The sequence below is a fragment of the Escherichia sp. MOD1-EC6021 genome, from assembly GCF_002965245.1.
GTDB classification, from domain to species: domain Bacteria; phylum Pseudomonadota; class Gammaproteobacteria; order Enterobacterales; family Enterobacteriaceae; genus Escherichia; species Escherichia coli_F.
Genome location: NZ_PTRU01000004.1, coordinates 13731 through 39246, shown reverse-complemented (window position 1 = coordinate 39246; position 25516 = coordinate 13731). Strand labels below are relative to the sequence as shown.

Annotated in this window: 18 protein-coding genes and 3 pseudogenes; 15 read left to right on the top strand and 6 right to left on the bottom strand. The window is 51.1% G+C overall.

Annotation, left to right across the window (positions count from 1 at the left end; all coding sequences use genetic code 11):
- Nucleotides 1-40: 40 nt before the first annotated feature.
- A complete protein-coding gene (locus BEB54_RS06370) occupies nucleotides 41-2908 on the top strand; it encodes an autotransporter outer membrane beta-barrel domain-containing protein (RefSeq protein WP_105282152.1) in 2868 nt (955 codons plus the stop codon).
- Nucleotides 2909-3007: 99 nt separating this feature from the next.
- On the opposite strand, the gene dhaR is transcribed toward BEB54_RS06370, so the two are convergent.
- Nucleotides 3008-4927: a dihydroxyacetone kinase operon transcriptional regulator DhaR gene (gene dhaR, locus BEB54_RS06365; protein WP_088542314.1), complete on the bottom strand. Its 1920-nt coding sequence runs from the start codon at nucleotides 4925-4927 to the stop codon at nucleotides 3008-3010.
- A 227-nt stretch (nucleotides 4928-5154) separates the two neighbouring features.
- On the opposite strand from dhaR, the gene dhaK reads away from it, so the two are divergent.
- From dhaK to BEB54_RS06310, 10 genes and pseudogenes are all read left to right on the top strand, one after another.
- Nucleotides 5155-6225: a dihydroxyacetone kinase subunit DhaK gene (gene dhaK / locus BEB54_RS06360; protein WP_105277381.1), complete on the top strand. Its 1071-nt coding sequence runs from the start codon at nucleotides 5155-5157 to the stop codon at nucleotides 6223-6225.
- Between the two features lie 10 nt (nucleotides 6226-6235).
- Nucleotides 6236-6868, top strand: a complete 633-nt coding sequence (dhaL, locus tag BEB54_RS06355) for a dihydroxyacetone kinase subunit DhaL (protein WP_001353268.1) — start codon at nucleotides 6236-6238, stop codon at nucleotides 6866-6868.
- 10 nt (nucleotides 6869-6878) lie between these two features.
- Nucleotides 6879-8297 carry a dihydroxyacetone kinase phosphoryl donor subunit DhaM gene (gene dhaM / locus BEB54_RS06350; RefSeq protein WP_105271256.1) on the top strand — a complete coding sequence of 473 codons (1419 nt, stop codon included), beginning with the start codon at nucleotides 6879-6881 and terminating at the stop codon, nucleotides 8295-8297.
- A 320-nt stretch (nucleotides 8298-8617) separates the two neighbouring features.
- Complete coding sequence (gene treA, locus BEB54_RS06345; RefSeq protein ID WP_105282151.1) at nucleotides 8618-10315, top strand: alpha,alpha-trehalase; 1698 nt, start codon at nucleotides 8618-8620, stop codon at nucleotides 10313-10315.
- Between the two features lie 328 nt (nucleotides 10316-10643).
- Complete coding sequence (locus tag BEB54_RS06335) at nucleotides 10644-11666, top strand: iron ABC transporter substrate-binding protein (protein ID WP_105271259.1); 1023 nt, start codon at nucleotides 10644-10646, stop codon at nucleotides 11664-11666.
- Nucleotides 11666-12646, top strand: a complete 981-nt coding sequence (locus tag BEB54_RS06330; RefSeq protein WP_001261254.1) for a FecCD family ABC transporter permease — start codon at nucleotides 11666-11668, stop codon at nucleotides 12644-12646. Before BEB54_RS06335 ends, BEB54_RS06330 begins: the two co-directional genes overlap by 1 nt.
- Nucleotides 12643-13401 (top strand): ABC transporter ATP-binding protein, encoded by a 759-nt coding sequence (locus BEB54_RS06325; RefSeq protein WP_105277378.1) that lies wholly within the window; start codon nucleotides 12643-12645, stop codon nucleotides 13399-13401. Before BEB54_RS06330 ends, BEB54_RS06325 begins: the two co-directional genes overlap by 4 nt.
- Nucleotides 13402-13410: 9 nt before the next feature.
- Nucleotides 13411-14223, top strand: a complete 813-nt coding sequence (locus BEB54_RS06320; RefSeq protein ID WP_000904003.1) for a class I SAM-dependent methyltransferase — start codon at nucleotides 13411-13413, stop codon at nucleotides 14221-14223.
- Nucleotides 14220-15074, top strand: a complete 855-nt coding sequence (gene modD / locus BEB54_RS06315; protein WP_032183988.1) for a ModD protein — start codon at nucleotides 14220-14222, stop codon at nucleotides 15072-15074. The genes BEB54_RS06320 and modD overlap by 4 nt, the downstream gene beginning before the upstream one ends.
- A gap of 25 nt (nucleotides 15075-15099) precedes the next feature.
- Nucleotides 15100-16073, top strand: a pseudogene (locus tag BEB54_RS06310) (TonB-dependent receptor domain-containing protein).
- Nucleotides 16074-16122: 49 nt separating this feature from the next.
- Here BEB54_RS06310 and BEB54_RS06305 read toward each other — a convergent pair.
- Nucleotides 16123-16388 (bottom strand): annotated as a pseudogene (locus BEB54_RS06305) (GlsB/YeaQ/YmgE family stress response membrane protein).
- 200 nt (nucleotides 16389-16588) lie between these two features.
- Here BEB54_RS06305 and ycgR point away from each other — a divergent pair.
- Complete coding sequence (ycgR, locus tag BEB54_RS06300; RefSeq protein ID WP_032183986.1) at nucleotides 16589-17323, top strand: flagellar brake protein YcgR; 735 nt, start codon at nucleotides 16589-16591, stop codon at nucleotides 17321-17323.
- A 1-nt stretch (nucleotide 17324) separates the two neighbouring features.
- Here the strand turns inward: ycgR and emtA are convergent, their stop codons facing one another.
- Nucleotides 17325-17936, bottom strand: coding sequence for a membrane-bound lytic murein transglycosylase EmtA (gene emtA / locus BEB54_RS06295; protein WP_001295616.1), 612 nt, complete (start codon nucleotides 17934-17936; stop codon nucleotides 17325-17327).
- A 99-nt stretch (nucleotides 17937-18035) separates the two neighbouring features.
- Between emtA and ldcA the strand changes: the two genes are divergently transcribed.
- The gene (gene ldcA / locus BEB54_RS06285) at nucleotides 18036-18950 is read left to right on the top strand and encodes a muramoyltetrapeptide carboxypeptidase (protein WP_105277376.1); all 915 of its coding nucleotides are present in this window, start codon (nucleotides 18036-18038) and stop codon (nucleotides 18948-18950) included.
- A gap of 94 nt (nucleotides 18951-19044) precedes the next feature.
- Nucleotides 19045-20715: pseudogene (locus BEB54_RS06280) on the top strand (potassium/proton antiporter); the annotation flags it as partial.
- Here the strand turns inward: BEB54_RS06280 and BEB54_RS29905 are convergent.
- A complete protein-coding gene (locus BEB54_RS29905; RefSeq protein WP_423509186.1) occupies nucleotides 20653-20811 on the bottom strand; it encodes a hypothetical protein in 159 nt (52 codons plus the stop codon). The pseudogene BEB54_RS06280 and the gene BEB54_RS29905 sit on opposite strands and share 63 nt — an antisense overlap.
- A 638-nt stretch (nucleotides 20812-21449) precedes the next feature.
- Here BEB54_RS29905 and BEB54_RS06270 point away from each other — a divergent pair.
- The gene (locus BEB54_RS06270; RefSeq protein ID WP_105271266.1) at nucleotides 21450-22859 is read left to right on the top strand and encodes a hypothetical protein; all 1410 of its coding nucleotides are present in this window, start codon (nucleotides 21450-21452) and stop codon (nucleotides 22857-22859) included.
- Between the two features lie 167 nt (nucleotides 22860-23026).
- Here BEB54_RS06270 and dadX read toward each other — a convergent pair whose 3' ends face one another.
- Together dadX and dadA are read right to left on the bottom strand one after the other, a co-directional pair.
- A complete protein-coding gene (gene dadX / locus BEB54_RS06265; RefSeq protein WP_000197857.1) occupies nucleotides 23027-24097 on the bottom strand; it encodes a catabolic alanine racemase DadX in 1071 nt (356 codons plus the stop codon).
- Nucleotides 24098-24106: 9 nt separating this feature from the next.
- Nucleotides 24107-25405, bottom strand: coding sequence for a D-amino acid dehydrogenase (gene dadA, locus BEB54_RS06260; RefSeq protein ID WP_001266926.1), 1299 nt, complete (start codon nucleotides 25403-25405; stop codon nucleotides 24107-24109).
- Nucleotides 25406-25516 lie beyond the last annotated feature (111 nt).

Below are 25516 nucleotides of genomic sequence, written 5' to 3'. Positions count from 1 at the left end.
AATCCATAGACCCATAGCTTGGGTACTATATAGGAGTGGTATGGGCATCAAACAACACAATGGGAATACCAAAGCCGATCGTCTCGCTGAATTAAAAATCCGTTCGCCCTCCATTCAACTGATAAAATATGGCGCTATTGGTTTGAATGCAATTATCTTTTCCCCCCTGCTGATAGCTGCTGATTTAGGAAGTCAAAATGGCACCAATATTACTATTAATGATGGTGACAGAATTACAGGAGATACCGCCGATCCATCAGGAAACCTCTATGGTGTAATGACCCCAGCAGGAAACACGCCTGGCAATATCAACCTGGGTGATGATGTCACCGTCAATGTCAACGACGCCTCTGGATATGCAAAGGGAATCATTATTCAGGGCAAGAACAGCTCTCTGACAGCTAACCGACTTACAGTAGATGTTGTTGGTCAAACCTCTGCCATCGGCATTAATTTAATTGGTGACTATACACATGCTGACTTAGGCACAGGCAGCACCATTAAGAGTAACGATGACGGCATCATTATTGGGCATAGCTCAACACTAACAGCCTCTCAAATCACCATTGAAAACTCGAACGGTATAGGCCTAACCATCAATGACTATGGCACCAGTGTCGATCTTGGTAGCGGTAGTAAAATCAAGACCGATGGAAGTACAGGTGTTTATATCGGTGGTCTCAACGGCAATAACGCCAACGGTGCTGCGCGTTTTACGGCGACAGACCTGACAATCGATGTTCAGGGCTACAGCGCCATGGGAATAAACGTACAGAAAAACTCTGTTGTCGATCTCGGAACAAACAGTACCATTAAAACCAATGGCGATAATGCACACGGCCTCTGGAGCTTTGGCCAGGTGAGCGCGAATGCACTCACTGTTGATGTAACTGGAGCCGCTGCCAATGGCGTCGAAGTTCGTGGTGGTACAACCACTATCGGTGCTGATAGCCATATTTCTTCCGCGCAGGGCGGTGGCCTCGTAACCAGTGGTTCAGACGCGACAATCAATTTTTCTGGCACGGCAGCGCAACGAAACAGCATCTTTTCCAGCGGTTCTTATGGTGCCTCAGCCCAGACGGCAACGGCTGTTATCAACATGCAAAATACCAATATTACGGTTGATCGTAATGGCAGTCTGGCGCTGGGTTTGTGGGCGCTCAGCGGCGGTAGAATAACCGGAGACAGTTTGGCTATCACCGGCGCGGCAGGAGCCAGGGGGATTTATGCCATGACCAACAGCCAGATCGATCTCACGAGCGATCTGGTCATTGATATGAGTACACCCGACCAGATGGCCATCGCAACGCAACATGACGATGGTTATGCCGCCAGCCGCATCAACGCCTCGGGTCGTATGCTTATCAACGGTAGCGTTCTTTCTAAAGGTGGGCTAATCAATCTGGATATGCACCCTGGGTCGGTTTGGACAGGTTCTTCCCTCAGCGATAATGTCAATGGCGGGAAACTGGACGTTGCAATGAATAACAGCGTCTGGAAAGTAACAAGTAATTCTAATCTCGACACGCTGGCGCTGAGCCATTCAACTGTCGATTTTGCCAGCCACGCGTCAACTGCCGGCACATTTACCACATTAAACGTAGAGAACCTGAGCGGTAACAGTACCTTTATTATGCGTGCTGATGTTGTTGGCGAGGGTAATGGCGTTAATAATAAAGGGGATTTATTGAATATCAGCGGGAGTAGTGCTGGTAATCACGTATTGGCTATCCGTAACCAGGGCAGCGAGGCCACAACGGGAAATGAAGTTCTGACAGTGGTAAAAACCACTGACGGCGCGGCCTCGTTCAGCGCGTCTTCTCAGGTTGAGTTGGGGGGATATCTGTATGATGTGCGTAAAAATGGCACTAACTGGGAGCTTTATGCTTCCGGGACAATTCCGGAGCCGACTCCTAATCCAGAGCCCACACCAGCTCCCGCTCAGCCCCCCATAGTCAACCCCGATCCTACGCCTGCCCCCGCTCCCACGCCTAAACCCACCACGACCGCAGATGCTGGCGGCAATTATCTCAATGTCGGTTACTTATTGAACTATGTTGAAAACCGTACGCTGATGCAACGGATGGGTGACCTGCGAAATCAGGGTAAAGACGGTAATATCTGGTTGCGCAGTTATGGGGGAAGCCTGGACTCCTTTGCCAGTGGCAAACTGAGCGGCTTTGACATGGGTTACAGCGGTATCCAGTTTGGTGGGGATAAACGTCTCTCTGATGAAATGCCGTTGTATGTCGGTCTGTATATTGGCTCAACACATGCATCGCCGGACTATAGCGGAGGCGACGGTACCGCACGTTCAGACTACATGGGAATGTACGCCAGTTACATGGCACACAACGGTTTTTACAGCGATCTCGTTGTAAAAGCATCGCACCAGAAAAATAGTTTCCACGTACTGGACAGTCAGAACAACGGCGTTAACGCCAACGGCACTGCGAATGGATTGAGCATCTCCCTGGAAGCCGGGCAGAGATTCAACCTGACCCCTACTGGTTATGGGTTCTATATAGAGCCGCAAACCCAGCTCACATACAGCCACCAGAATGGGATGGCTATGAAGGCGAGTAATGGTCTCAATATACATCTGAATCACTACGAATCGCTGCTGGGACGTGCCAGCATGATACTGGGATATGACATCACCGCAGGCAACAGCCAGCTGAATGTCTATGTGAAGACTGGCGCTATCCGCGAGTTTTCAGGGGATACCGAATATCTGTTGAACAACTCCCGGGAGAAGGACAGTTTCAAAGGTAATGGCTGGAATAACGGCGTGGGAGTCAGTGCACAGTATAACAAACAGCACACATTCTATCTCGAAGCGGATTACACGCAGGGTAACCTCTTTGATCAGAAGCAAGTCAACGGAGGATATCGCTTCAGCTTTTAAGTGCGGGATAGACAAGCCCTTAAACGATGCTGAAAATTTTTAGCGTGCGCCGGAATGAAATACAGATCACTCTGATGTATCAGAAATCGTCTCTGTCTTTCATACCCGGCGCTTAAACTGCCCTGCATCAATGCCATGTTGCTTCATTTTCCGCCACAGCGTAGTGCGGCCGATTCCAAGTAAAGCCGACATTTCCTGAATGCGACCGCCTGTGACCTGGGCTGCGTTAATAATTGCCTCTTTTTCAACTTCCGCAAATGACAGACTGGTGGAAAGGCGAGTGGCGCTGACATCATCTGTCGCCTGCTCGGTAAACAGATGTTCAGGTAAATCACTGACGCGAATGCGCCCGTTATCACTACTCAGAGCAAGATTCTCGATGACGCTGTAAAGTTCAAAATCGTTGCCTGGCCATGCACAAGAAACCAGGCGAGCGAGGGCATCGTCATCAATTTTCAGACGCGTAGAGAAGCGTTTTTCAAGACTGCGTAATTTGTTATTCACCAGCGCCGGAATGCTGCCACGCCGCATACGCAGAGGCGGGATGGTAATTTCAAATGCATGCAGCGCGTAATACAGCTGGCGACTAAAGCGATTTTGTTCCACCAGCATTGCCAGGTCCGCGGTCGTTGTGGCAATCACTTTGACATCAATTGGTATTAAACGCCGCGCATCCAGTCGCGTGATAACACCCTGCTTGATAACCTGAAGCAAAGCAGACTGTAACTCCACCGCCAGATATTCAATCTTTTCAAGAAACAGCGTGCCGCCGTGCGCCAGTTCCAGTCGACTCAGACGACCATTTTCATTGTCCGTGCGATCGCCGCCAATAAATTCTTCCGCCAGCGCCGCATCACCATATAACTCACAATTGACGGCGATATAAGGCCCCGCTGCACGCTCACTTTCATTATGAATTGCCTGACTTAGCAGTGCCTTGCCCACGCCCTCTTCTCCACAAAGCAGGACAGGAAAGCTACTGCGCGCCGCCTGGCGACCAAAATGAATCAAGCGGCGGGTTTGCGGATCGTCCTGTGGCATATGAGCGAAAGTATGGCTGACTTTTCCTAATTGACTGGTCATTAACTGCCGCATCTGTTCCACAGGATGGAGCAACAAAATAAAGCTGGTTCCCTGCGTTTCTATTATCGGTTTAAGGGTTATCACCGCATCAATAAACTGGTGCTGACTTTCAAAGGTTGCTTCTACGTGTTTGAGCGGATGTGCCTGTTTTATTGCTTGTTGCAATACAGCGGGTAACGTTAAGAGTTCAGTGATCGCCCTTCCCTGACTTGCCGTCGCGTCAAGGCGCAAGACCCGCGCCGCCTGGGCATTGATAAATTGCAAATTACCCTGCTCGTCCCAGCTAATCACGCCATCGTCCATACTTTCCAGCAAGGCGTTAAGCTGATTTAAATGTCGGTTTGTTTCAGCCAGTAAATTGTCGGTCAGCAGTAAGTTTCCTACCTCGCGTGCAATTGCCAGCGTCAACGGCAAATCAGCTGCGGTGGTTTGCTTAACCGGACACGCCAAAGCTATCGTTCCCGTTAATCGGCCCTTGCTGTCAAACAGTGGCGTTGCACAAAATGCCCAATCCCAGAGCGCCTGTTTGAAATGTTGATCGGCCATCGTTTTCACTGCCTGACCAGAAATAGCCGCTAACGATAGCGCACAGGTACCAATAATTCCTTCTGCGCAATACGTGCCGTCATTGAATCCCAGGACACTAAGCTGGTGCAGCGTTTGTGGATCACCAAAACGACTAAGGATGCAAGCGGTTTCATCAAGGATGAACAGTCCACACGCCCGCGATTCCATATATTCCCAGGCATCTTCCAGCGCAGCCTGCCCGAGCGTCAGCATCGCTTTCTTACGCCGATAGATAGAAGCAAATGTCACGCCCTGGGCCTGGTGCGGTACGCTCCATGTCTCCCGTTTCATCAGTTTATTGCATCGCTCCCAGGAGGCTGCAATTAAGGGAGATATGCCCCGTTCATCGTTGTTAAAAGCGCCACTCATATCCCGCATCCTTTGTGACAAAAGGTGTTCCGGCTCGCAATTTTTAGTATTAAAACGCGTAAAAGTTTCAATATGGAACATTCATTAAAACATATGTTTCACCATGAAACATAATTTGGGCTAATTTTCTTTTCCCTTACCTGATGCACAATGGATTTATCGGCAGTCAGTGGTCGCCGTGTCGTTGAACATCATCCATGCCCTACCGTAATTGCTGGAGCAAGATAATGAAAAAATTGATCAATGATGTGCAAGACGTTCTGGACGAACAACTGGCGGGTCTGGCGAAAGCGCATTCATCGCTGACACTGCATCAGGATCCGGTGTATGTCACCCGAGCTGATGCCCCCGTTGCAGGAAAAGTCGCCCTGCTGTCGGGCGGCGGCAGCGGACACGAACCGATGCACTGCGGTTATATCGGTCAAGGGATGCTTTCGGGAGCCTGTCCGGGCGAAATATTCACCTCACCGACGCCCGATAAAATTTTTGAATGCGCCATGCAAATTGATGGCGGCGAAGGTGTACTGCTGATTATCAAAAATTACACCGGCGATATTCTTAACTTCGAAACAGCAACAGAATTACTGCACGATAGCGGCGTAAAAGTGACCACCGTGGTCATTGATGACGACGTTGCAGTAAAAGACAGTCTTTATACCGCTGGGCGGCGCGGCGTTGCCAACACCGTATTAATCGAAAAACTCGTAGGCGCAGCGGCAGAACGTGGCGACTCGCTGGAGGCTTGTGCACAACTGGGGCGTAAGTTGAACAATCAGGGCCATTCTATTGGTATCGCCCTCAATGCCTGTACCGTTCCTGCCGCGGGAAAACCTTCTTTTACGCTGGCAGATAATGAGATGGAGTTTGGCGTCGGCATTCATGGTGAGCCGGGTATTGACCGCCGCCCCTTCTCCTCCCTTGACCAAACAGTTGATCAAATGTTCGACACCCTGCTGGAAAATGGCACATACCACCGCACGCTCCGCTTCTGGGATTATCGACAAGGTAGCTGGCAGGAAGAGACGCAAACTAAACAACCGCTTCAGCCTGGCGATCGAGTAATTGCACTCGTCAACAATCTTGGTGCAACTCCGCTTTCTGAACTGTATGGCGTCTATAACCGCCTGGCCACGCGTTGCCAGCAAGCGGGCTTGACTATCGAGCGCAATTTAATCGGCGCGTATTGTACCTCACTGGACATGACCGGTTTTTCCATCACCTTACTGAAAGTTGATGACGAAACGCTGGCGTTATGGGACGCCCCGGTCCACACCCCGGCGCTTAACTGGGGTAAATAAGGAGATAACCATGTCACTGAGCAGAACTCAAATTGTTAACTGGCTCACTCGCTGTGGAGAAATTTTCAGCAAAGAGAGCGAGTATCTTACCGGACTGGATCGCGAAATTGGCGACGCTGACCACGGGCTAAATATGAACCGTGGCTTTAGCAAGGTGGTAGAAAAACTCCCTGCTATCGCAGATAAAGATATCGGTTTCATTCTCAAGAATACCGGCATGACGCTGCTTTCCAGCGTCGGTGGTGCCAGTGGTCCGCTGTTCGGTACTTTCTTTATCCGCGCCGCACAGGCGACACAGGCACGGCAAAGCCTGACGCTGGAAGAACTGTATCAGATGTTCCGCGATGGTGTAGACGGCGTAATCAGTCGCGGGAAAGCCGAACCTGGCGATAAAACTATGTGTGATGTCTGGGTGCCGGTGGTGGAATCGTTACGTCAGTCCAGCGAGCAAAATCTCTCTGTTCCGGTGGCGCTCGAAGCCGCCAGTAGCGTCGCTGAATCCGCTGCACAAAGTACGATTACGATGCAAGCCCGCAAAGGCCGCGCCAGTTATCTCGGTGAACGCAGTATTGGTCACCAGGATCCCGGCGCGACCTCCGTGATGTTTATGATGCAAATGCTGGCGTTAGCCGCAAAAGAGTAAGGAAATGGTGATGGTAAACCTGGTCATAGTTTCACATAGCGCCCGACTGGGAGAAGGTGTCGGTGAATTAGCCCGTCAGATGTTAATGAGTGATAGCTGTAAAATCGCCATTGCCGCGGGAATTGACGATCCCCAAAATCCCATTGGTACCGATGCCGTCAAAGTGATGGAGGCCATCGAGTCCGTTGCCGATGCCGACCATGTGCTGGTGATGATGGATATGGGTAGCGCATTATTGAGTGCTGAAACTGCACTGGAGTTGCTGGCCCCCGAGATCGCCGCAAAAGTACGTTTGTGTGCGGCACCGTTAGTCGAAGGTACACTGGCAGCAACAGTCAGCGCGGCCTCGGGAGCAGATATCGACAAAGTTATCTATGACGCCATGCATGCGCTGGAAGCCAAACGTGAACAACTGGGTTTACCGTCCTCCGACACCGAAATCGCTGACACATGTCCTCCGTACGATGAAGAAGCCCATTCTCTGGCCGTGGTTATTAAAAACCGTAACGGCCTGCATGTACGTCCGGCCTCCCGGCTGGTTTATACCTTATCGACATTTAATGCCGATATGTTGCTGGAGAAAAACGGCAAATGCGTCACACCGGAGAGTATTAACCAGATCGCGCTACTACAAGTCCGCTATAACGATACGCTGCGCCTGATTGCGAAAGGGCCAGAAGCTGAAGAGGCGCTGGTTGCTTTCCGTCAGCTGGCTGAAGATAACTTTGGTGAAACGGAGGAAGTTGCTCCACCTACTCTGCGTCCCGTTCCGCCTGTTTCGGGTAAAGCCTTTTATTATCAACCGGTTTTATGTACGGTACAGGCAAAATCAACCCTGACCGTGGATGAAGAACAAGAACGATTACGCCAGGCCATTGACTTCACGTTATTAGATCTGATGACGTTAACAGCGAAAGCAGAAGCGAGCGGGCTTGATGATATTGCCGCAATCTTTTCTGGTCACCATACACTGTTAGATGATCCAGAACTGCTGGCGGCGGCAAACGAATTTCTTCAGCATGAGTATTGCACAGCAGAATATGCCTGGCAGCACGTTCTTAAAGAACTAAGTCAGCAATACCAACAACTGGATGATGAATATTTACAGGCTCGCTATATCGATGTGGACGATCTTCTACATCGCACCCTAATCCACCTGACGCAAACGAAAGAAGAACTCCCGCAATTTAACTCGCCAACCATTTTACTGGCGGAGAACATTTATCCGTCCACGGTTCTGCAACTGGATCCGGCGGTTGTAAAAGGGATCTGCCTTAGCGCCGGAAGTCTGGTATCCCACAGTGCCCTAATCGCCCACGAACTGGGGATTGGCTGGATTTGCCAGCAGGGTGAGAAACTGTATGCGATACAACCTGAAGAAACGTTAACGCTGGACGTTAAAACGCAACGTTTCAGCCATCAGGGATAAACCACCGTTCGGATGGCATCGTTCTGATGCCATCCGGCAATTTACTCTGCTCTGATATTTTTTAACTACCTGTTATATTTTTTACCAAATCATGATGATTTTTTCTGCGCTAATCGCAAACCAAACGTCGCTGGCTGGCTAATAAACAGACGTTATTTAATTACTCTATTTCACCCTTATTTATCCCTTTAATCTCCTTTTCCAAAATGCCTGACAGTTCGCAGAATGAGATTTCGATCATGCAGTTAGTGCGATCCTGAACTAAGGTTTTCTGATACTTGAATACCGTTTTGTTCGGTTTCGCCCAAGGAGAATGATTGATGAAAGCCACCGCCCCTCCTCGCCCGCAAAAAATAGCGTTAATTCCCGCCTGCGTTTTGTTGTGTTTCGCTGCGCTAGCGGTGCAGGCAGAAGAAACGCCAGTAACGCCACAGCCGCCTGATATTTTGTTAGGGCCGCTGTTTAACGATGTGCAAAACGCCAAACTTTTTCCGGACCAAAAGACCTTTGCTGATGCCGTGCCGAACAGCGATCCGCTAATGATCCTTGCAGATTATCGAATGCAGCAAAACCAGAGCGGCTTTGATCTGCGCCATTTCGTTAACGTCAATTTCACTCTGCCGAAAGAGGGAGAGAAATATGTTCCGCCAGAAGGGCAGTCGATGCGCGAACATATTGACGGACTTTGGCCTGTATTAACGCGTTCTACCGAAAACACCGAAAAATGGGATTCTCTGTTACCGCTGCCGGAACCTTATGTCGTGCCGGGCGGACGTTTTCGCGAGGTATATTACTGGGACAGCTACTTCACCATGTTAGGACTTGCCGAAAGCGGTCACTGGGATAAAGTTGCGGATATGGTGGCCAATTTTGCTCATGAAATAGACACTTACGGTCATATTCCCAACGGCAACCGCAGTTACTATTTAAGCCGCTCGCAACCGCCCTTCTTTGCCCTGATGGTAGAGTTACTGGCGCAACATGACGGTGATGTCGCATTGAAGCAATACCTGCCGCAAATGCAAAAAGAATATGCTTACTGGATGGACGGTGTTGAAAACCTGCAAGCCGGACAACAGGAAAAACGCGTTGTCAAACTTCAGGATGGTACCCTTCTCAACCGCTACTGGGACGATCGCGATACGCCACGACCAGAGTCATGGGTGGAAGATATTGCCACCGCCAAAAGCAACCCGAACCGGCCTGCCACTGAAATTTACCGCGACCTGCGCTCTGCCGCTGCGTCTGGCTGGGATTTCAGCTCGCGCTGGATGGACAATCCGCAGCAGTTAAATACCTTACGCACCACCAGCATCGTACCGGTCGATCTGAATAGCCTGATGTTCAAAATGGAAAAAATCCTTGCCCGCGCCAGTAAAGTCGCCGGGGATAACGCGATGGCAAACCAGTACGAAACGCTGGCGAATGTCCGTCAAAAAGGGATCGAAAAATACCTGTGGAACGATCAACAATGCTGGTATGCCGATTACGACCTGAAAAGTCATAAAGTGCGCAATCAGTTAACCGCTGCCGCCCTGTTCCCGCTGTACGTCAATGCGGCAGCGAAAGATCGCGCCAACAAAATGGCAACGGCAACGAAAACACATCTGCTGCAACCAGGCGGCCTGAACACCACGTCGGTGAAAAGTGGGCAACAATGGGATGCGCCAAATGGCTGGGCACCGTTGCAGTGGGTCGCGACAGAGGGATTACAAAACTACGGGCAAAAAGAGGTGGCGATGGACATTAGCTGGCACTTCCTTACCAATGTTCAGCACACCTATGACCGGGCGAAAAAGCTGGTGGAAAAATATGATGTCAGCACCACCGGAACAGGGGGCGGCGGTGGCGAATATCCATTACAGGATGGCTTTGGCTGGACCAATGGTGTGACGCTAAAAATGCTGGATTTGATCTGCCCGAAAGAGCAACCATGTGACAATGTTCCGGCGACGCGTCCACTCAGTGAATCAACAACACAGCCGGTAAAACAAAAAGAGGCGGAACCTACGCCTTAACTTTACTGTATATCGAGCAATGCCATTACGTGCATAAAATTGGCATTGCTCTTTCTTCATCACGAAATACCACTCTTTCTACAGTCTATGCCTTTATTTTTTTTATTAGGGAAGATTTTAATTTTATTTTATCAACTTGTTAATCATTACACCTCTATTTATATTTTCCCCCACTCCCCATTCTCCCTGACAATTTTCTTGTGGAACAAAGTGTTATTTAAGAAACAAGCAAATCATTCTGTCTCTTTAGACAAATTTTGACATCAAACATGATCTTTTTCGTTATATGTGTAAGTATATATCGGTTTTAATTATCAGGATATTACTTATGTCACTAACCAGACGGAGGTTTACACAGATTCTTGCGTCGACATTGTTCCTGCATCATCTGCCGTCCTTTGCACAATCAGTCAAATTCTGGGCCTCACTGACGCTTCCCGAAGCCCAAAACATTACACGCATCGTCAGCGCAGGCGCGCCCGCCGATTTACTATTGCTGGCTGTCGCGCCAGAAAAAATGGTCGGTTTTTCCTCTTTTGATTTTGCCCGTCAGGCATTAATTCCATTGCCAGAGCACATTCGCCAGTTCCCCTGGCTGGGACGACTCGCCGGGCGCGCCAGCACACTCTCGCTGGAAGGGCTTATGGCATTACATCCCGATTTGGTCGTTGATTGCGGCAATACGGATGAAACCTGGATCTCCCAGGCACGGCAGGTTAGCGAACAGACACAAATACCCTGGTTATTGCTTAACGGGAAACTGGAACAATCAGCAGAACAGTTAACAACGCTTGGCAAAACGTTAGGCGAAGAGCACCGCGCCGCAGAACAAGCCAATCTCGCCAGCCGCTTCGTTGGTGAAGCTCAGGCATTCGCCACCTCACCCGCCGCTAACCTCAGCTTTTATGCTGCGCGCGGTCCTCGAGGGCTGGAAACGGGCTTACAGGGTTCGTTGCATACCGAGGCGGCGGAATTATTAGGTTTGCACAACGTCGCGCAAATAGCCGATCGCCACGGTCTGACACAGGTTTCCATGGAAAATCTCCTGCGCTGGCAGCCGGATATTATTCTGGTTCAGGAGGCCGTTACTGCAGATTTTATTCGTCGTGATCCTCTCTGGCAGGGCGTGAAAGCGGTTGCGGAACAACGCATCTTATTTTTAAGTGGCCTGCCCTTTGGCTGGCTGGATGCCCCGCCGGGAATCAACCGTCTTCTGGGATTACGCAGACTTCACGCCTGGCTGGATCCCGCCATCAATCGCCAGTTTAAAAGTGACATGCAGCATTACGCCCAACTGTTCTGGCATTGCCCATTAAGTGACGCCGACTATCAAAAATTGGTGGCGAGCTAATGAGAACCGTAAACGGATGTATTTTGCTGCTGGCAGCTATCAGTATCACTTTTGCCGCCGTTAGTGGGGCTTATCATCTCGATATACAGCAACTGCTGGCGCTCATTCTTCGTCAAGAAAATGTTCCTGTGCAGGAACAAATTGTCTTCTGGCAAATCCGCGTGCCGCGTATTCTTGCTGCGCTGTTTCTGGGCGCGGCGCTGGCAGGGGCCGGAACCACCTATCAGGGAATGTTCCGTAATCCCTTAGTGTCACCGGATATTTTAGGCGTCTCCGCCGGTGCCGGACTTGGTGCCTGCGCGGCAATCCTGTGGGGATTATCCATTGTTTACATCCAGCTGTACGCATTTTGCGGCGGGCTGATGGTGGTCGCGGGCGTCTGGTTGATTACGCGTCGGGTGACCCGCCACGATCCGATCTTAACCCTGGTGCTGGTAGGCATTGCGTTAGGAACGTTGTGCGGAGCGGGGATATCGCTAATAAAAACGCTGGCCGATCCTTACACCCAGTTACCGTCAATTACCTTCTGGTTGCTGGGGGGGCTGTCCACCGTGACCTTACGCGATCTCTGCTATGCTGCACCGATCATTCTCATAGGCTCCTTGCCCCTGTTTTTTCTCCGCTGGCGCATGAATTTACTCACGCTTTCCGACGACGAAGCCCGTTCGCTGGGACTGAACGTGACACGTCTGCGCTTTGGATTGATTGTCTGCGCCACACTCATCACCGCCAGCACGGTAGCAATAGCGGGCATAATTGGTTGGGTCGGCCTGGTCGTTCCGCACATTGCCCGCTTGTTGACCGGTCATAACCATCAGCAGCTGTTGCCCATGGCAATGTGTACTGGCGCGATTCTGCTCCTGCTTACCGATACGCTGGCACGCAGCATTGGAACAACAGAAATCCCACTTGGCATTCTGACCGCTTTTGTTGGTGCACCGTTTTTCCTGTTTTTGTTGTTACGCGGAGGTCGCCAGTGACTTTGCTTGCCGTCCGTCATGCGTCTCTGGGTTACTCCCGCCATCCGGTGCTACGCGACGTGTCCTTCACCCTGTCGCAAGGAACAATTTGTTGTCTGTTAGGAGCCAATGGTTACGGCAAAACCACACTCATGCGCTCCATTCTTGGCGTTATACCGTTATTAAAAGGCGAGATCTTACTGGATAGCCTCCCTGTGCAGACACTCAGCCATCGCCAGCGCGCGCAGGCCATTGCCTGGGTGCCGCAGGCGCACGACGGCATTTTTGCTTTTAGTGTGCTGGATATGGTGTTGATGGGCCTGGCCCCCACCATAGGCGCTTTTTCCGTTCCCGGTAAGCAAGAACGCCTGAAAGCAACGGAGCAACTGGAAAAGCTGGGCATTTTGCATCTGGCGACACGACGCTGGAATACACTTAGCGGCGGTGAACGTCAGCTGGCTTTAATCGCCCGTGCACTCGTCCAGCAACCGCGCTTGTTATTACTGGATGAGCCTGCCTCCAGCCTCGATTTCGGTCATCAGATCCAACTACTGGACACGCTGGCGCAGCTCAAAAATAACGGCATGACAATGCTAATGTCGACTCATCATCCGCTCCATGCCAACGCCATTGCCGACAGCATTATCCAGGTAGAGCCAGATGGACGAGTAACACAAGGCTTACCGACCGAACAGTTAACAACGAACAAACTGGCTGCCCTGTATCGGGTTTCTGCCGACCAGATTCATCATCACCTCTCTGCAATTAGCCACTAAGGAACAATCATGCTCATTGATGATATTGATTTTGCGGACCTTTACCTGCAGCAACTCAAGCTGGCCCACCGCACAGAAAAAACGCCGGATCACTGGGATCAACGGGCGGAAAAAATGGCGGAAAATTGCGCCTCGCCTACGGACAGCTACCTGCAACAACTGACCGCTAAAATTGATCTGCAAGGCGCGCAGACCTTATTCGATATGGGCTGCGGACCGGGTACCGTATCGCTGGCGCTGGCTGACAAACTCACGACGATTTATGGCGTTGATTACAGTCAGGGGATGCTGAAGGTTGCCGCCCGTCGCGCCGCCGCGCTAAAGGCAGACAATGTCCACTGGATCCAGCGCGCCTGGGAAGAGGACTGGAGTGACCTGCCACGCTGCGATATTGCCGTGGCTTCCCGCTCCACTCTGGTGGCTGATATGCGCCAGGCAATGAGCAAACTGAATAATCAGGCACGGCTTCGCGTCTATACGACTCATCTGGTCAGCACCTCGTTCGTCTCTCCAGCCATTCAGCGGGCGGCTGGTCGGGAAGTGATCGAATTACCCAACTATATCTTTGCGCTCAATGTCCTGTATCAGATGGGAATTTATGCTCACGTTGATTTTATCCGTGGACAAAATTGCCAACAGGATAACAGCACCTGGGAACGTTTTGAGCAGAACGTCAGCTGGAGTCTGGGCGCGCTTAACGACGATGAGCGTGAGCGGTTATATCGCTGGTATCAACAACAAGATGCTCGTGCCCTCGCCCCTGCCAGCCGCGACTGGGCGCTCATCTGGTGGGATAGCGTACCGCAAGAGGCACTGCGATGATTTTCCTTTCTCAGGCACAAATCGATGCGTTACTGCTGGAAGATATCCAGGGCGGTGACCTGACCACGCGAGCATTAAATATTGGACACCAGCATGGCTATATAGAGTTTTTTCTCCGTCAGGGCGGCTGCGTCAGCGGCATTTCTGTCGCGTGTAAGATGTTAACTACGCTGGGATTAACTATTGATGACGCGGTCAGCGACGGTTCACAAGCGAACGCGGGTCAGCGGCTAATCCGTGCGCAAGGTAATGCCGCAGCACTTCATCAGGGATGGAAGGCAGTCCAGAATGTGCTGGAGTGGAGTTGCGGTGTTTCTGATTATCTCGCTCAAATGCTGGCGTTACTTCGTGAACGTTACCCTGATGGCAATATCGCCTGCACCCGAAAAGCAATTCCGGGTACCCGCTTACTGGCCTCGCAGGCAATTCTGGCTGCCGGAGGACTGATTCATCGTGCCGGATGTGCGGAAACCATATTATTGTTTGCCAACCACCGCCATTTTCTTCATGACAATCAGGACTGGTCAGGCGCAATCAATCAGTTACGTCGCCACGCACCCGAGAAGAAAATAGTTGTTGAAGCCGACACGCCGAAAGAGGCAATCGCCGCGTTACGCGCGCAACCAGACGTACTTCAGCTCGACAAATTTAATCCGCAACAGGCAACTGAAATTGCGCAAATAGCACCGTCGCTGGCTCCCCACTGCACGCTGGCTCTGACCGGCGGAATTAATCTGACAACACTCAAAAATTACCTCGACTGCGGCATTCGCCTTTTTATTACCTCCGCGCCTTACTACGCGGCACCTGCTGACATTAAAGTCAGTCTGCAACCCGCAGCCTCTATTTAATTCTTTGTTAAACGGAATTTATTCTATGAGACTCAAAAAACGTTATCTCTGCACAGCATTATCACTTGCCTTTACCCAGCAGGCCGTAGCGGCTCAGGAGAGCGACACGCTGACCGTATGGTCCAGTCCGGTATCATCAACGACGACCACCGTTCTCGATCAACCCACCATGAAGGCCCTGGATAAACAGAATGTCGCTCAGGCATTAAGTGTCGTCCCCGGCGTGGTACTGCAAAAGTCAGGTAGCCGCAACGAAGAACAGGTCAAAGTTCGTGGCTTTGATAGTCGTCAGGTGCCGGTCTATTTCGACGGTGTGCCCATTTATGTTCCCTATGACGGCAACCTCGATCTGGCGCGGATTCTGACCAACAATTTGGGGGCAGTTGAAGTTTCCAAAGGGTATTCGTCGCTGCTTCAGGGGCCTAATCAGATGGGCGGAGCCATTAATATCACCACCCAGAAGCCAACAAAACCTCTGGAAGCAAGTCTGGGATATCGCCAGGGATGGAGCCGTAGCCAGGACAATGCCTACGATATGCATGCTTCTGGCACAATATCGATGCCGATACCATTCAAAATCAGAACAGCGGCACGGTGGATTACAGCGGTCTGGATGCCGGTATTAAGGGGAAAATCAGCAATATACTGGATGTAGGATTGAGCTACGCCCTGATCCACGCTGATACCAAACGTAAAGACATCGGCAAGATAACCGATCTGCCAACGCAGACAATGACCGCATGGATGACTCTCAAACCGTGGGAGCCGTTAAGCGTAACGCTGTCGGAAGAGGCGCGTTCCTCCAGCTACAGCAACAGTGACGGTTCACAAAAAGCCGCCGGTTTTGCGGTGACCCACATTCGAGCCGATTACACCTTAGGTCATGGCTTCAGCGTTAATGCGTCGGTCAATAACCTGTTTGATACCAAATATGCCTACAGTGAAGGGTTTATTGAAGAAGGTCGCAATTTCTGGGCAGGTGTCGAATATACGTTCTGATGTGAAAGCGGATAGCAACATCTGTATCGCTATCCGCCTTATGAAAATCTTATTCTCTTCGCAGGAGGCGGAAAACACCCAGCACCAGGATAGCGCCCACTACCGCCACCAGGAAGCTGTGCAGATTAAAACCACTGATGGAGCCGCCAATGCCAAACATGGTCGCCAGCCAGTCGCCAGCCAGCCGCCAACCACCGCACCGATTATCCCGAGAATACAGGTCAGGAAAAATCCACCACCATCACGCCCCGGCATGATTAGCTTGGCGATAATGCCGGCTATCAGGCCAAAAATAATCCAGGCAATAATTCCCATGTTCAGGCCCTCGTTTCGATGAATCGGACGCAAGAAATGCTTACGTCAACGCTCTAAGTATAGGCAAGGGCGGGATCGATGCTGGGCGTTTGTCGGCTGATTTAAGAACAACATGTAAAAAATATTCACGCATTTGTATTAAGTTTTGTTAACTGTGACCGATAAACCAAAGACAGTTTGTCAGTCAGGAGTTTTTCCGCGTGAGTCATTACCATGAGCAGTTCCTGAAACAAAATCCGTTAGCCGTCCTGGGCGTGTTACGCGATTTGCACAAAGCCGCAATTCCTTTGCGTATCAGCTGGAATGGCGGGCAGCTGATCAGCAAAATACTGGCAATAACCCCGGATAAACTGGTGCTGGATTTCGGCAGTCAAGCCGAAGATAACAACGCTGTGTTAAAGGCGCAGCACATTACCATTACCGCCGAAACCCAGGGCGCGAAAGTCGAATTTACTGTTGAACAACTACAGCAGAGTGAATACTTGCAGCTTCCGGCATTTATTACCGTACCGCCTCCCACCTTGTGGTTTGTACAACGACGCCGATATTTCCGCATCTCCGCCCCACTCCATCCGCCTTATTTTTGCCAGACCAAACTGGCGGATAACAGTACGTTACGTTTCCGCCTGTATGATTTGTCGTTAGGCGGCATGGGCGCATTACTGGAAACGGCAAAGCCTGCCGGATTGCACGAAGGCATGCGCTTCGCTCAGATTGAAGTCAACATGGGGCAATGGGGTGTTTTTCACTTTGACGCCCAGTTAATCTCAATCAGCGAGCGCAAAGTGATTGATGGCAAGAATGAAACCATCACCACTCCCCGTCTGAGCTTCCGTTTTCTTAACGTCAGCCCGACGGTGGAGCGGCAATTACAGCGGATTATTTTCTCTCTCGAGCGGGAAGCCCGGGAGAAAGCGGCCAAAGTGCGCGACTGATTTACATCGCGTCCAGTGCCTGCTCAAGTTTGTAGATATAGCGCGGTGCCTGCGGCGCAGGATGATTTCGTGCTACATGGTCGAGGAACTCGTCAGCATCCAGATCGTTGATTTTGCTGATCGCCTTTTTCCGATCTGACGAGAAAGTCCGTAACAACGCACCTGCCCCGTTAGCATATGACACCACCAGCGCATATTGCAGTACCTTCGGATCTTCAATGCCTGCCAGCGGGCCGGTTTCCAGAATATTCAGGTAAGCCGCGCCCATTGAAATATTACGTTCTGGATTTTTCAGCTCGCTGGTCGTCGGCTCACCGCTCCAGCCCATACGGCGATAAACATCACGTCCGGAGGTTGAAGCTTTTAACTGCATCAAACCAATGGCATTCGATTTACTCACCGCGTTCGGATTACCACCCGATTCGATAGCGATAATCGCCGTGATCAATTGTGGATCGACGCCCCAGGCTGCACCGGCTTTCTGGCTTATTGGCATCCACTGCATCGCACGTTGCACCGGAACTTTCGCGTTCCACGGCGGGTTCGTGTAGTCATGCTTTGATGAACAACCCGCTAATAACACAATCAAAAAGGCAAACCATCTTAATTTCACTTCTTCTATCCTTATAGCCTGGAATCGCCGTTGAGGTGACAACGGCACACCTAAGCGGCATGATATACATTTCGTTTCTGTTGTCAGCAAGGAATTGCCATGTCTCTGTTTCACTTAATAGCCCCATCGGGTTACTGCATAAAACAACACGATGCGCTGCGTGGTATCCAGCGCCTTACCGACGCGGGGCATCAGGTCAATAATATCGAGGTTATTGCCCGTCGTTGTGAGCGCTTTGCGGGTACGGAAACGGAGCGTCTGGAAGATATCAATTCCCTTGCCAAACTCACTACCCCCAACACCATCGTGCTGGCAGTACGTGGCGGTTACGGTGCCAGTCGTTTACTGGCAGATATTGACTGGCAGGCACTGGCGGCTCGCCAACAACATGACCCGTTGCTCATTTGCGGTCATAGCGATTTTACGGCCATTCAGTGCGGTCTACTGGCACAAGGCAATGTCATCACCTTTAGCGGCCCGATGCTGGTGGCAAACTTTGGCGCGGATGAGCTGAACGCCTTTACCGAACACCACTTCTGGCTGGCGTTACGCAATGAAACCTTCACCATTGAATGGCAAGGGGAAGGCCCGACATGTCAGACTGAAGGCATGTTGTGGGGAGGCAATCTTGCGATGCTCATTTCACTGATCGGCACACCGTGGATGCCACAAATTGAGAATGGTATTCTGGTGCTGGAAGATATTAACGAGCACCCTTTCCGCGTCGAACGTATGCTGTTGCAGCTCTATCATGCTGGAATTTTGCCACGTCAGAAGGCGATTATTCTCGGTAGCTTTAGCGGCAGCACGCCCAATGATTATGACGCAGGTTACAACCTGGAGTCAGTGTACGCGTTTTTGCGTTCCCGCCTGTCGATTCCACTCATTACCGGCCTCGATTTTGGTCATGAACAACGTACGGTTACGCTGCCGTTGGGCGCACATGCCATTCTTAATAACACCCAGGAAGGCACTCAGTTGACGATTAACGGTCATCCTGTTCTTAAAATGTAAAAAAATCACGCTTCAGGGCTAAGTAAAACGCTGTCTCTGCCGCTAATATGGTAGGGTTTATATAAGAGACAGCGTAATCAGGAGTAACCGACCGTTGGATGCCACAACAATAATTAGCCTTTTCATCTTAGGATCCATCCTTGTCACCAGCAGTATTTTACTTAGTTCATTTTCTTCCCGTCTTGGCATTCCTATTCTGGTTATTTTTCTGGCGATCGGCATGCTGGCGGGAGTCGATGGCATCGGCGGTATCCCGTTTGATAATTACCCCTTCGCCTACATGGTAAGTAACCTGGCGCTGGCGATTATTTTGCTCGACGGCGGGATGCGCACTCAGGCCAGCTCCTTTCGCGTAGCGCTAGGACCGGCGCTGTCACTGGCGACGCTGGGCGTGCTTATCACCTCTGGTTTAACCGGCATGATGGCGGCGTGGCTGTTTAATCTTGATTTGATTGAAGGCTTATTAATCGGCGCTATCGTCGGCTCCACCGATGCTGCGGCGGTATTTTCTCTGCTGGGTGGTAAGGGGCTTAACGAACGCGTGGGCTCGACGCTGGAAATTGAATCCGGCAGTAATGATCCAATGGCGGTCTTTCTGACGATTACCCTGATTGCGATGATCCAGCATCATGAAAGCAGTATCAGCTGGATGTTCGTGGTCGATATTCTGCAACAATTTGGCCTCGGGATTGTCATCGGTCTTGGCGGTGGTTATTTACTGCTGCAAATGATTAATCGCATCGCCCTGCCCGCCGGTTTATATCCACTGCTGGCATTAAGCGGTGGTATTTTGATTTTTGCTTTAACCACGGCGCTGGAAGGCAGCGGTATTCTGGCTGTTTATCTGTGCGGTTTTCTGCTGGGTAATCGGCCAATTCGCAACCGCTACGGCATTCTGCAAAATTTCGACGGCCTTGCCTGGCTGGCACAAATCGCCATGTTCCTGGTGCTGGGGCTGTTGGTTAACCCAAGCGATCTACTGCCTATTGCCATTCCGGCGCTCATTTTGTCCGCATGGATGATATTCTTCGCTCGTCCTCTTTCGGTATTTGCCGGATTGCTACCGTTCCGCGGTTTTAATCTACGTGAGCGCGTGTTTATCAGCTGGGTGGGATTACGCGGCGCGGTGCCAATCATCCTGGCCGTATTCCCGATGATGGCAGGGCTGGAGAATGCGCGACTGTTCTTTAATGTCGCCTTCTTTGTGGTTCTGGTTTCACTGCTATTGCAGGGAACATCACTCTCGTGGGCGGCGAAAAAGGCCAAAGTGGTGGTTCCGCCCGTCGGACGTCCGGTGTCGCGCGTTGGCCTGGATATTCACCCGGAAAATCCGTGGGAGCAGTTTGTTTATCAGTTGAGTGCCGATAAATGGTGTGTAGGTGCGGCACTGCGCGATCTGCATATGCCAAAAGAGACGCGTATTGCGGCACTGTTTCGTGATAACCAGTTGCTTCATCCCACCGGCAGCACCCGACTACGCGAAGGTGATGTGTTGTGTGTAATTGGTCGGGAACGCGATCTCCCGGCACTCGGTAAACTGTTTAGCCAGTCGCCGCCAGTCGCGTTGGATCAACGCTTCTTTGGTGACTTCATTCTCGAAGCCAGTGCCAAATATGCTGATGTGGCGCTGATATATGGCCTGGAAGATGGGCGAGAATATCGCGATAAGCAGCAAACGCTGGGTGAAATTGTCCAGCAGTTGTTAGGCGCGGCACCGGTTGTCGGTGACCAGGTAGAGTTTGCCGGGATGATCTGGACGGTGGCCGAGAAAGAAGATAATGAAGTGTTGAAGATTGGTGTACGGGTAGCAGAAGAGGACACTGAATCTTAAATAAAATGCTGCATCTATCACCGGATACAATGCTTTGCTGAACGCAGCCTGAGCCTGTACATAACCTTGTCATTTCCTGACTTTAATATGCTCATTCCAACATCGGAAGAAAGTTAAATTATGGATGACAAACCATTGCAGGCTCTGGCTAATAAATTCAAAACACCGGCTCAAGAAAGTCAGCGTAAGGGCTTCTTCTGACTGCAACAGGTGAAGAATAACCAGCCCCGCATTACCGGTATACCCGTCAACCATCAGGGGCCCCTGCCTGACATCGCCCGAACATATTCCCCCACGCAACCTGCCGCGCTGACGTAGCCCACAGAATACGCGTTTCAGGCTGCCCTGTATCTGCAGTGGCGTTTCATCCGCCTGTAGCACCGGATGCATGAGCGATTTCTTATAGTTATTACTTTGCTTAATAACGATTATTTCCGGGTCGTTCGCTTTCGTATTTTCACTAATACGTCAGAGCTGCCTGGGCCGTAATAAAACTGATTCAGGTCTGTTACGCATGTACCAGACCCGACACGGCATTTCTGACCAGGGAAAAAGTCAACGATGAGTCGTTATATCAGCGCAAATGACGTCCTGTGGCACCTTTGCGGTGACCACATTCACGTCTCCGGCGCTGCCAGAGGATATTTATTTCAAGGATACGTAGCATTATGGCCAGCATTAAAGACATACGCCTATTCGCCCCATCTTCCTATAACACAGGCGTACACCCGTCAGGGCGGCGCTTACTGACGGTGGAATTCAAGAATCATCTTTTGCGGAACATGCAGTATCTCGGCCCGCAAAAATTTCGCTGGGGTGATGCCCCCCAGAGGATCATTGACCTCAGTAACGCGGACAAAGTGAAAATACAGATGGAAAACAATATTACCATCACGTTGGAGGCCCCTCCGGATCCGCAATATAACGAGTTCAGGTTGGTCGCCGAATGGTGCACATGGGCTATACAGCAAGATGGTCTGCAAGAAAACCTGCAAGAAACTCTGAAAGAAACCCAGCAAGAAATCCTGCAAAAAAAAGTGCCAGAAATATCACAAGAAGACGTGAAAGAAATCCTGAAAAATATCCTGGAAGAAAACCTGCCAGCAATCCGAACTGAAAACCGGGCAGAGGCATTGCGCAGAATGAAGGAATGTCTCATAAATAGACAAATTATGCTCAATCTTAGCGATCTTGGATTGACCTCACTCCCTGAAAATTTGCCTCCACTTCTGATGAAATTTTACTGCAATAATAACGTGTTGTCCGCATTACCGAAGATGTTGCCGAAGGAACTGAGGGTGCTTGAGTGTATGGATAACGTTTTGATCTTGTTACCAAAGGTGCAGCCCCCGAAACTGATGATACTGAAGTGCTGTGAAAACTATATTATCTGGCTACCTGAGCTGTCGACTAACCTGAGAGTAATTAACTGTTCTGAAAACTTCTTGCAATTTTTACCGCCGTCGATGCCCCAGTACCTGTATAAACTATCCTGTGCCGGCAACAATATTAACTCAATACCTGATGAGATGCTGGAGAACTTGACTCGCCTGAAAGTATTTGACTGTTCTAGTAACGATTTGATCTCTGCACCACGGCTGCCGCCCAAGCTAATAATATACTACTGTGGTCACAACCAGTTTAAAACGATATCGGTGCCGCAGCCCCATAGCCTGAAGTTGTTTGACTGTAACAGTAACCCTTGGGACAAAGACAATTTACCGACGCTGCTCAAAGCCGTCGAGGGCCTGAAAAACCAGGAGGGCCTGGTGGACCTTTTAGACTTTTTGCGCAAGGAAGGCCAGTTTGACCTGGAGGGACTCGAGGAGCTGGAGGACCTGGAGGACCTGATGGCTCTGGAGCACCTGGAGGATCCGGTACTCCTGGAGCGCGTGAAGGTACAGGAGGACCTGGAGCTCCTGGATCAGCAGTTGGGCCTGTTGAGTCTGGAAAGACAACAGGACTCGCAGCCTGTTAATCAACATTCTGAACATGAACCCGAATCTGCATTAAGGGTAAAGCGTGATTTATCTGAAGTCGAGTTCGAGTCAACAATGAAGCGTAAGCGTTTTATGTAGTACGCCTGTGCGGTGAGCTCAGGTTCCGGGGAAATAGTGTCCATCATTTTAATGGGCACTATCATGGAAAATGGCTCTGTCACATTAACAGCGAAAGTTGCTGACCAGCCGGATGGATGATTTTTTTGCAACCAGAAGACACTGCCTCCGATCCGGCTTACAACAAGTTACACCGTCACAACCGGGACCCGTAACGCCAGCGCGCACATCAACTCATAACCCACGGTTCCGGCAGCGGCGGCGACATCATCAATTTTGATCTCCTTGCCCCACAGCTCAACCGGTGTACCAATACCCGCCTGCGGGCAAGGCGTTAAATCGACCGCCAGCATATCCATCGAGACTGTCCCCACCGTCATGGTACGCACGCCGTCGACTAAAACAGGTGTACCGGTAGGCGCGTGGCGCGGATAACCGTCGGCGTATCCTGCGGCAACAATGCCGATTCGTTGCTCATCGCGCGCAGTATAGCGACCGCCATAGCCCACACGCTCACCCGCTTTTAGCGTCTGGACACCAATAATCTCACTGCTTAGCGTCATTACCGGACGTAATCCGGTATTGGCGATATCGCGCCACTGACCCGACGGCGAAGCACCATACAAAATAATGCCAGGCCGAACCCAGTCAAAATGCGCTTCCGGATGCCACAGAGTCGCCGCCGAATTGGACAATGAACGCCGACATTCCAGCCCTTCCGCCGCCTGCTCAATACGCGCCATTGCGCCGGCAATCCCCTCAGGATGCTCCGCCTCGGCAAAATGCGACATCAGAGTCATTTCGCCAACATTCGCCATCGCCCGCAGCTGCTGCCAGACGGTAAGCACACGATCGGGCTGGAAGCCCAACCGATTCATCCCACTGTTCACTTTAAGATAAATATCCAACGGCGCTTTTAGCCGCGCATTTTGCAGTGCTTTGAGCTGCCAGTTGCTGTGGACGCAGGTGGTCAGGCGGTACTGGTCATAAATCTCCAGATCCTGTGCATGGAAAAAACCCTCCAGCATCAGGATCGGTCCTTTCCAGCCGCGCTCACGTAACGTTATTGCCTCTTCCAGATTAAGTAATGCAAAGCCATCGGTGGCCCCTAGCGCGCTCCAGATACGCTCAATACCGTGCCCGTAAGCATTCGCTTTTACCACCGACCAGACACGCGCGTGCGGCGCGGCCTGCCGGACAATGGAAAGATTCTGTTTTAATGCCTGCAGATCGAGGCTGGCCTGTATCGGACGGGTCATCTCGTTTCCTTAGCTGTGCGCGCCATGTAAATGGCCCGGGCGTGATGGCGTAAATCCACGGCTGTAGCGTGCTACGCTTAAATCCTCATACGGGATCGCTGGCGTACGACCAGAGAGCAGATCGCTTAACAACTGACCGGAACCGCAAGCCATCGTCCAGCCGAGCGTACCGTGACCGGTATTCAGCCACAGATTTTTAAAGCGTGTGCGCCCCACAACCGGCGTACCGTCTGGCGTCATCGGGCGCAGACCAGTCCAGAATGTGGCCTGCTCGACATGACCGCCGCGTGGATAGAGATCGCGAACCACCATCTCCAGCGTTTCACGACGCGGTTGCAACAGCTCGGTGTTAAAGCCAACAATTTCCGCCATTCCACCAACGCGAATGCGGTTATCGAAACGAGTAATGGCGATTTTATAGGTTTCATCAAGAATGGTGGACACCGGCGCGCCATCTTCTTGCGCAATCGGAATGGTCAGCGAGTAGCCTTTCAGCGGATAGACCGGAATATCAACTATGCCTTTGAGCATCGCCGTCGAGTAAGAACCAAACGCCATCACATACGCATCGGCCTTAATCACTTCATCGCCACACTTCACGCCGTAGATTTGCTCGCCGTCGCAAAGCAGTTGGTCAACGGGCGTATTAAAGCGGAATTTAACCCCCGCCTGCTCCGCCATCCGCGCCAGATTCTGGGTAAACAGCTGGCAGTCTCCGGTTTCGTCATTGGGCAGTTGCAGACCACCCGTCAGTTTGTGCGCTACTTCTGCCAGCGCGGGCTCCACTTCCGCCAGGCGGCTGGATTCCAGCAGTTGATACGGTACGCCAGCATCTTCCAGCACGGCGATATCGCGGGTCGCATTTTCATACTGCTGTTCGGTACGGAACAGTTGCAGCGTCCCACCCTGACGCCCTTCATACTGAATATTGGTTTCGGCGCGCAATGCTTTCAGGCAATCACGGCTGTATTCCGCCAGACGCACCATCCGCCCTTTGTTTTCCATGTAGTGGCTGGTGTCACAGTTACGTAACATTTGCCACATCCATTTCAACTGGAACTGCGTACCGTCAAGACGAACCGCCAGCGGTGCATGGCGCTGGAACATCCATTTAATCGCTTTTAAAGGTACACCTGGCGCTGCCCACGGCGCAGCATAGCCGGGGGAAATTTGCCCGGCATTCGCAGCACTGGTTTCCAGGGCGGCTCCTGACTCCCGATCAATGACGGTGACCTCATGTCCTGCCTGATTTAAGTACCAGGCGCTGGCAACGCCTACCACACCACTTCCCAGTATGACAACTCGCATAGCCACTCCGATAACGGTAGATACAGTAAAAGAATAATAATCTAATTACATCTTGATAACTCAGTTGAAAATATTATTCAACATACGGCTTTTTTATGGTGAGCTGGCTCA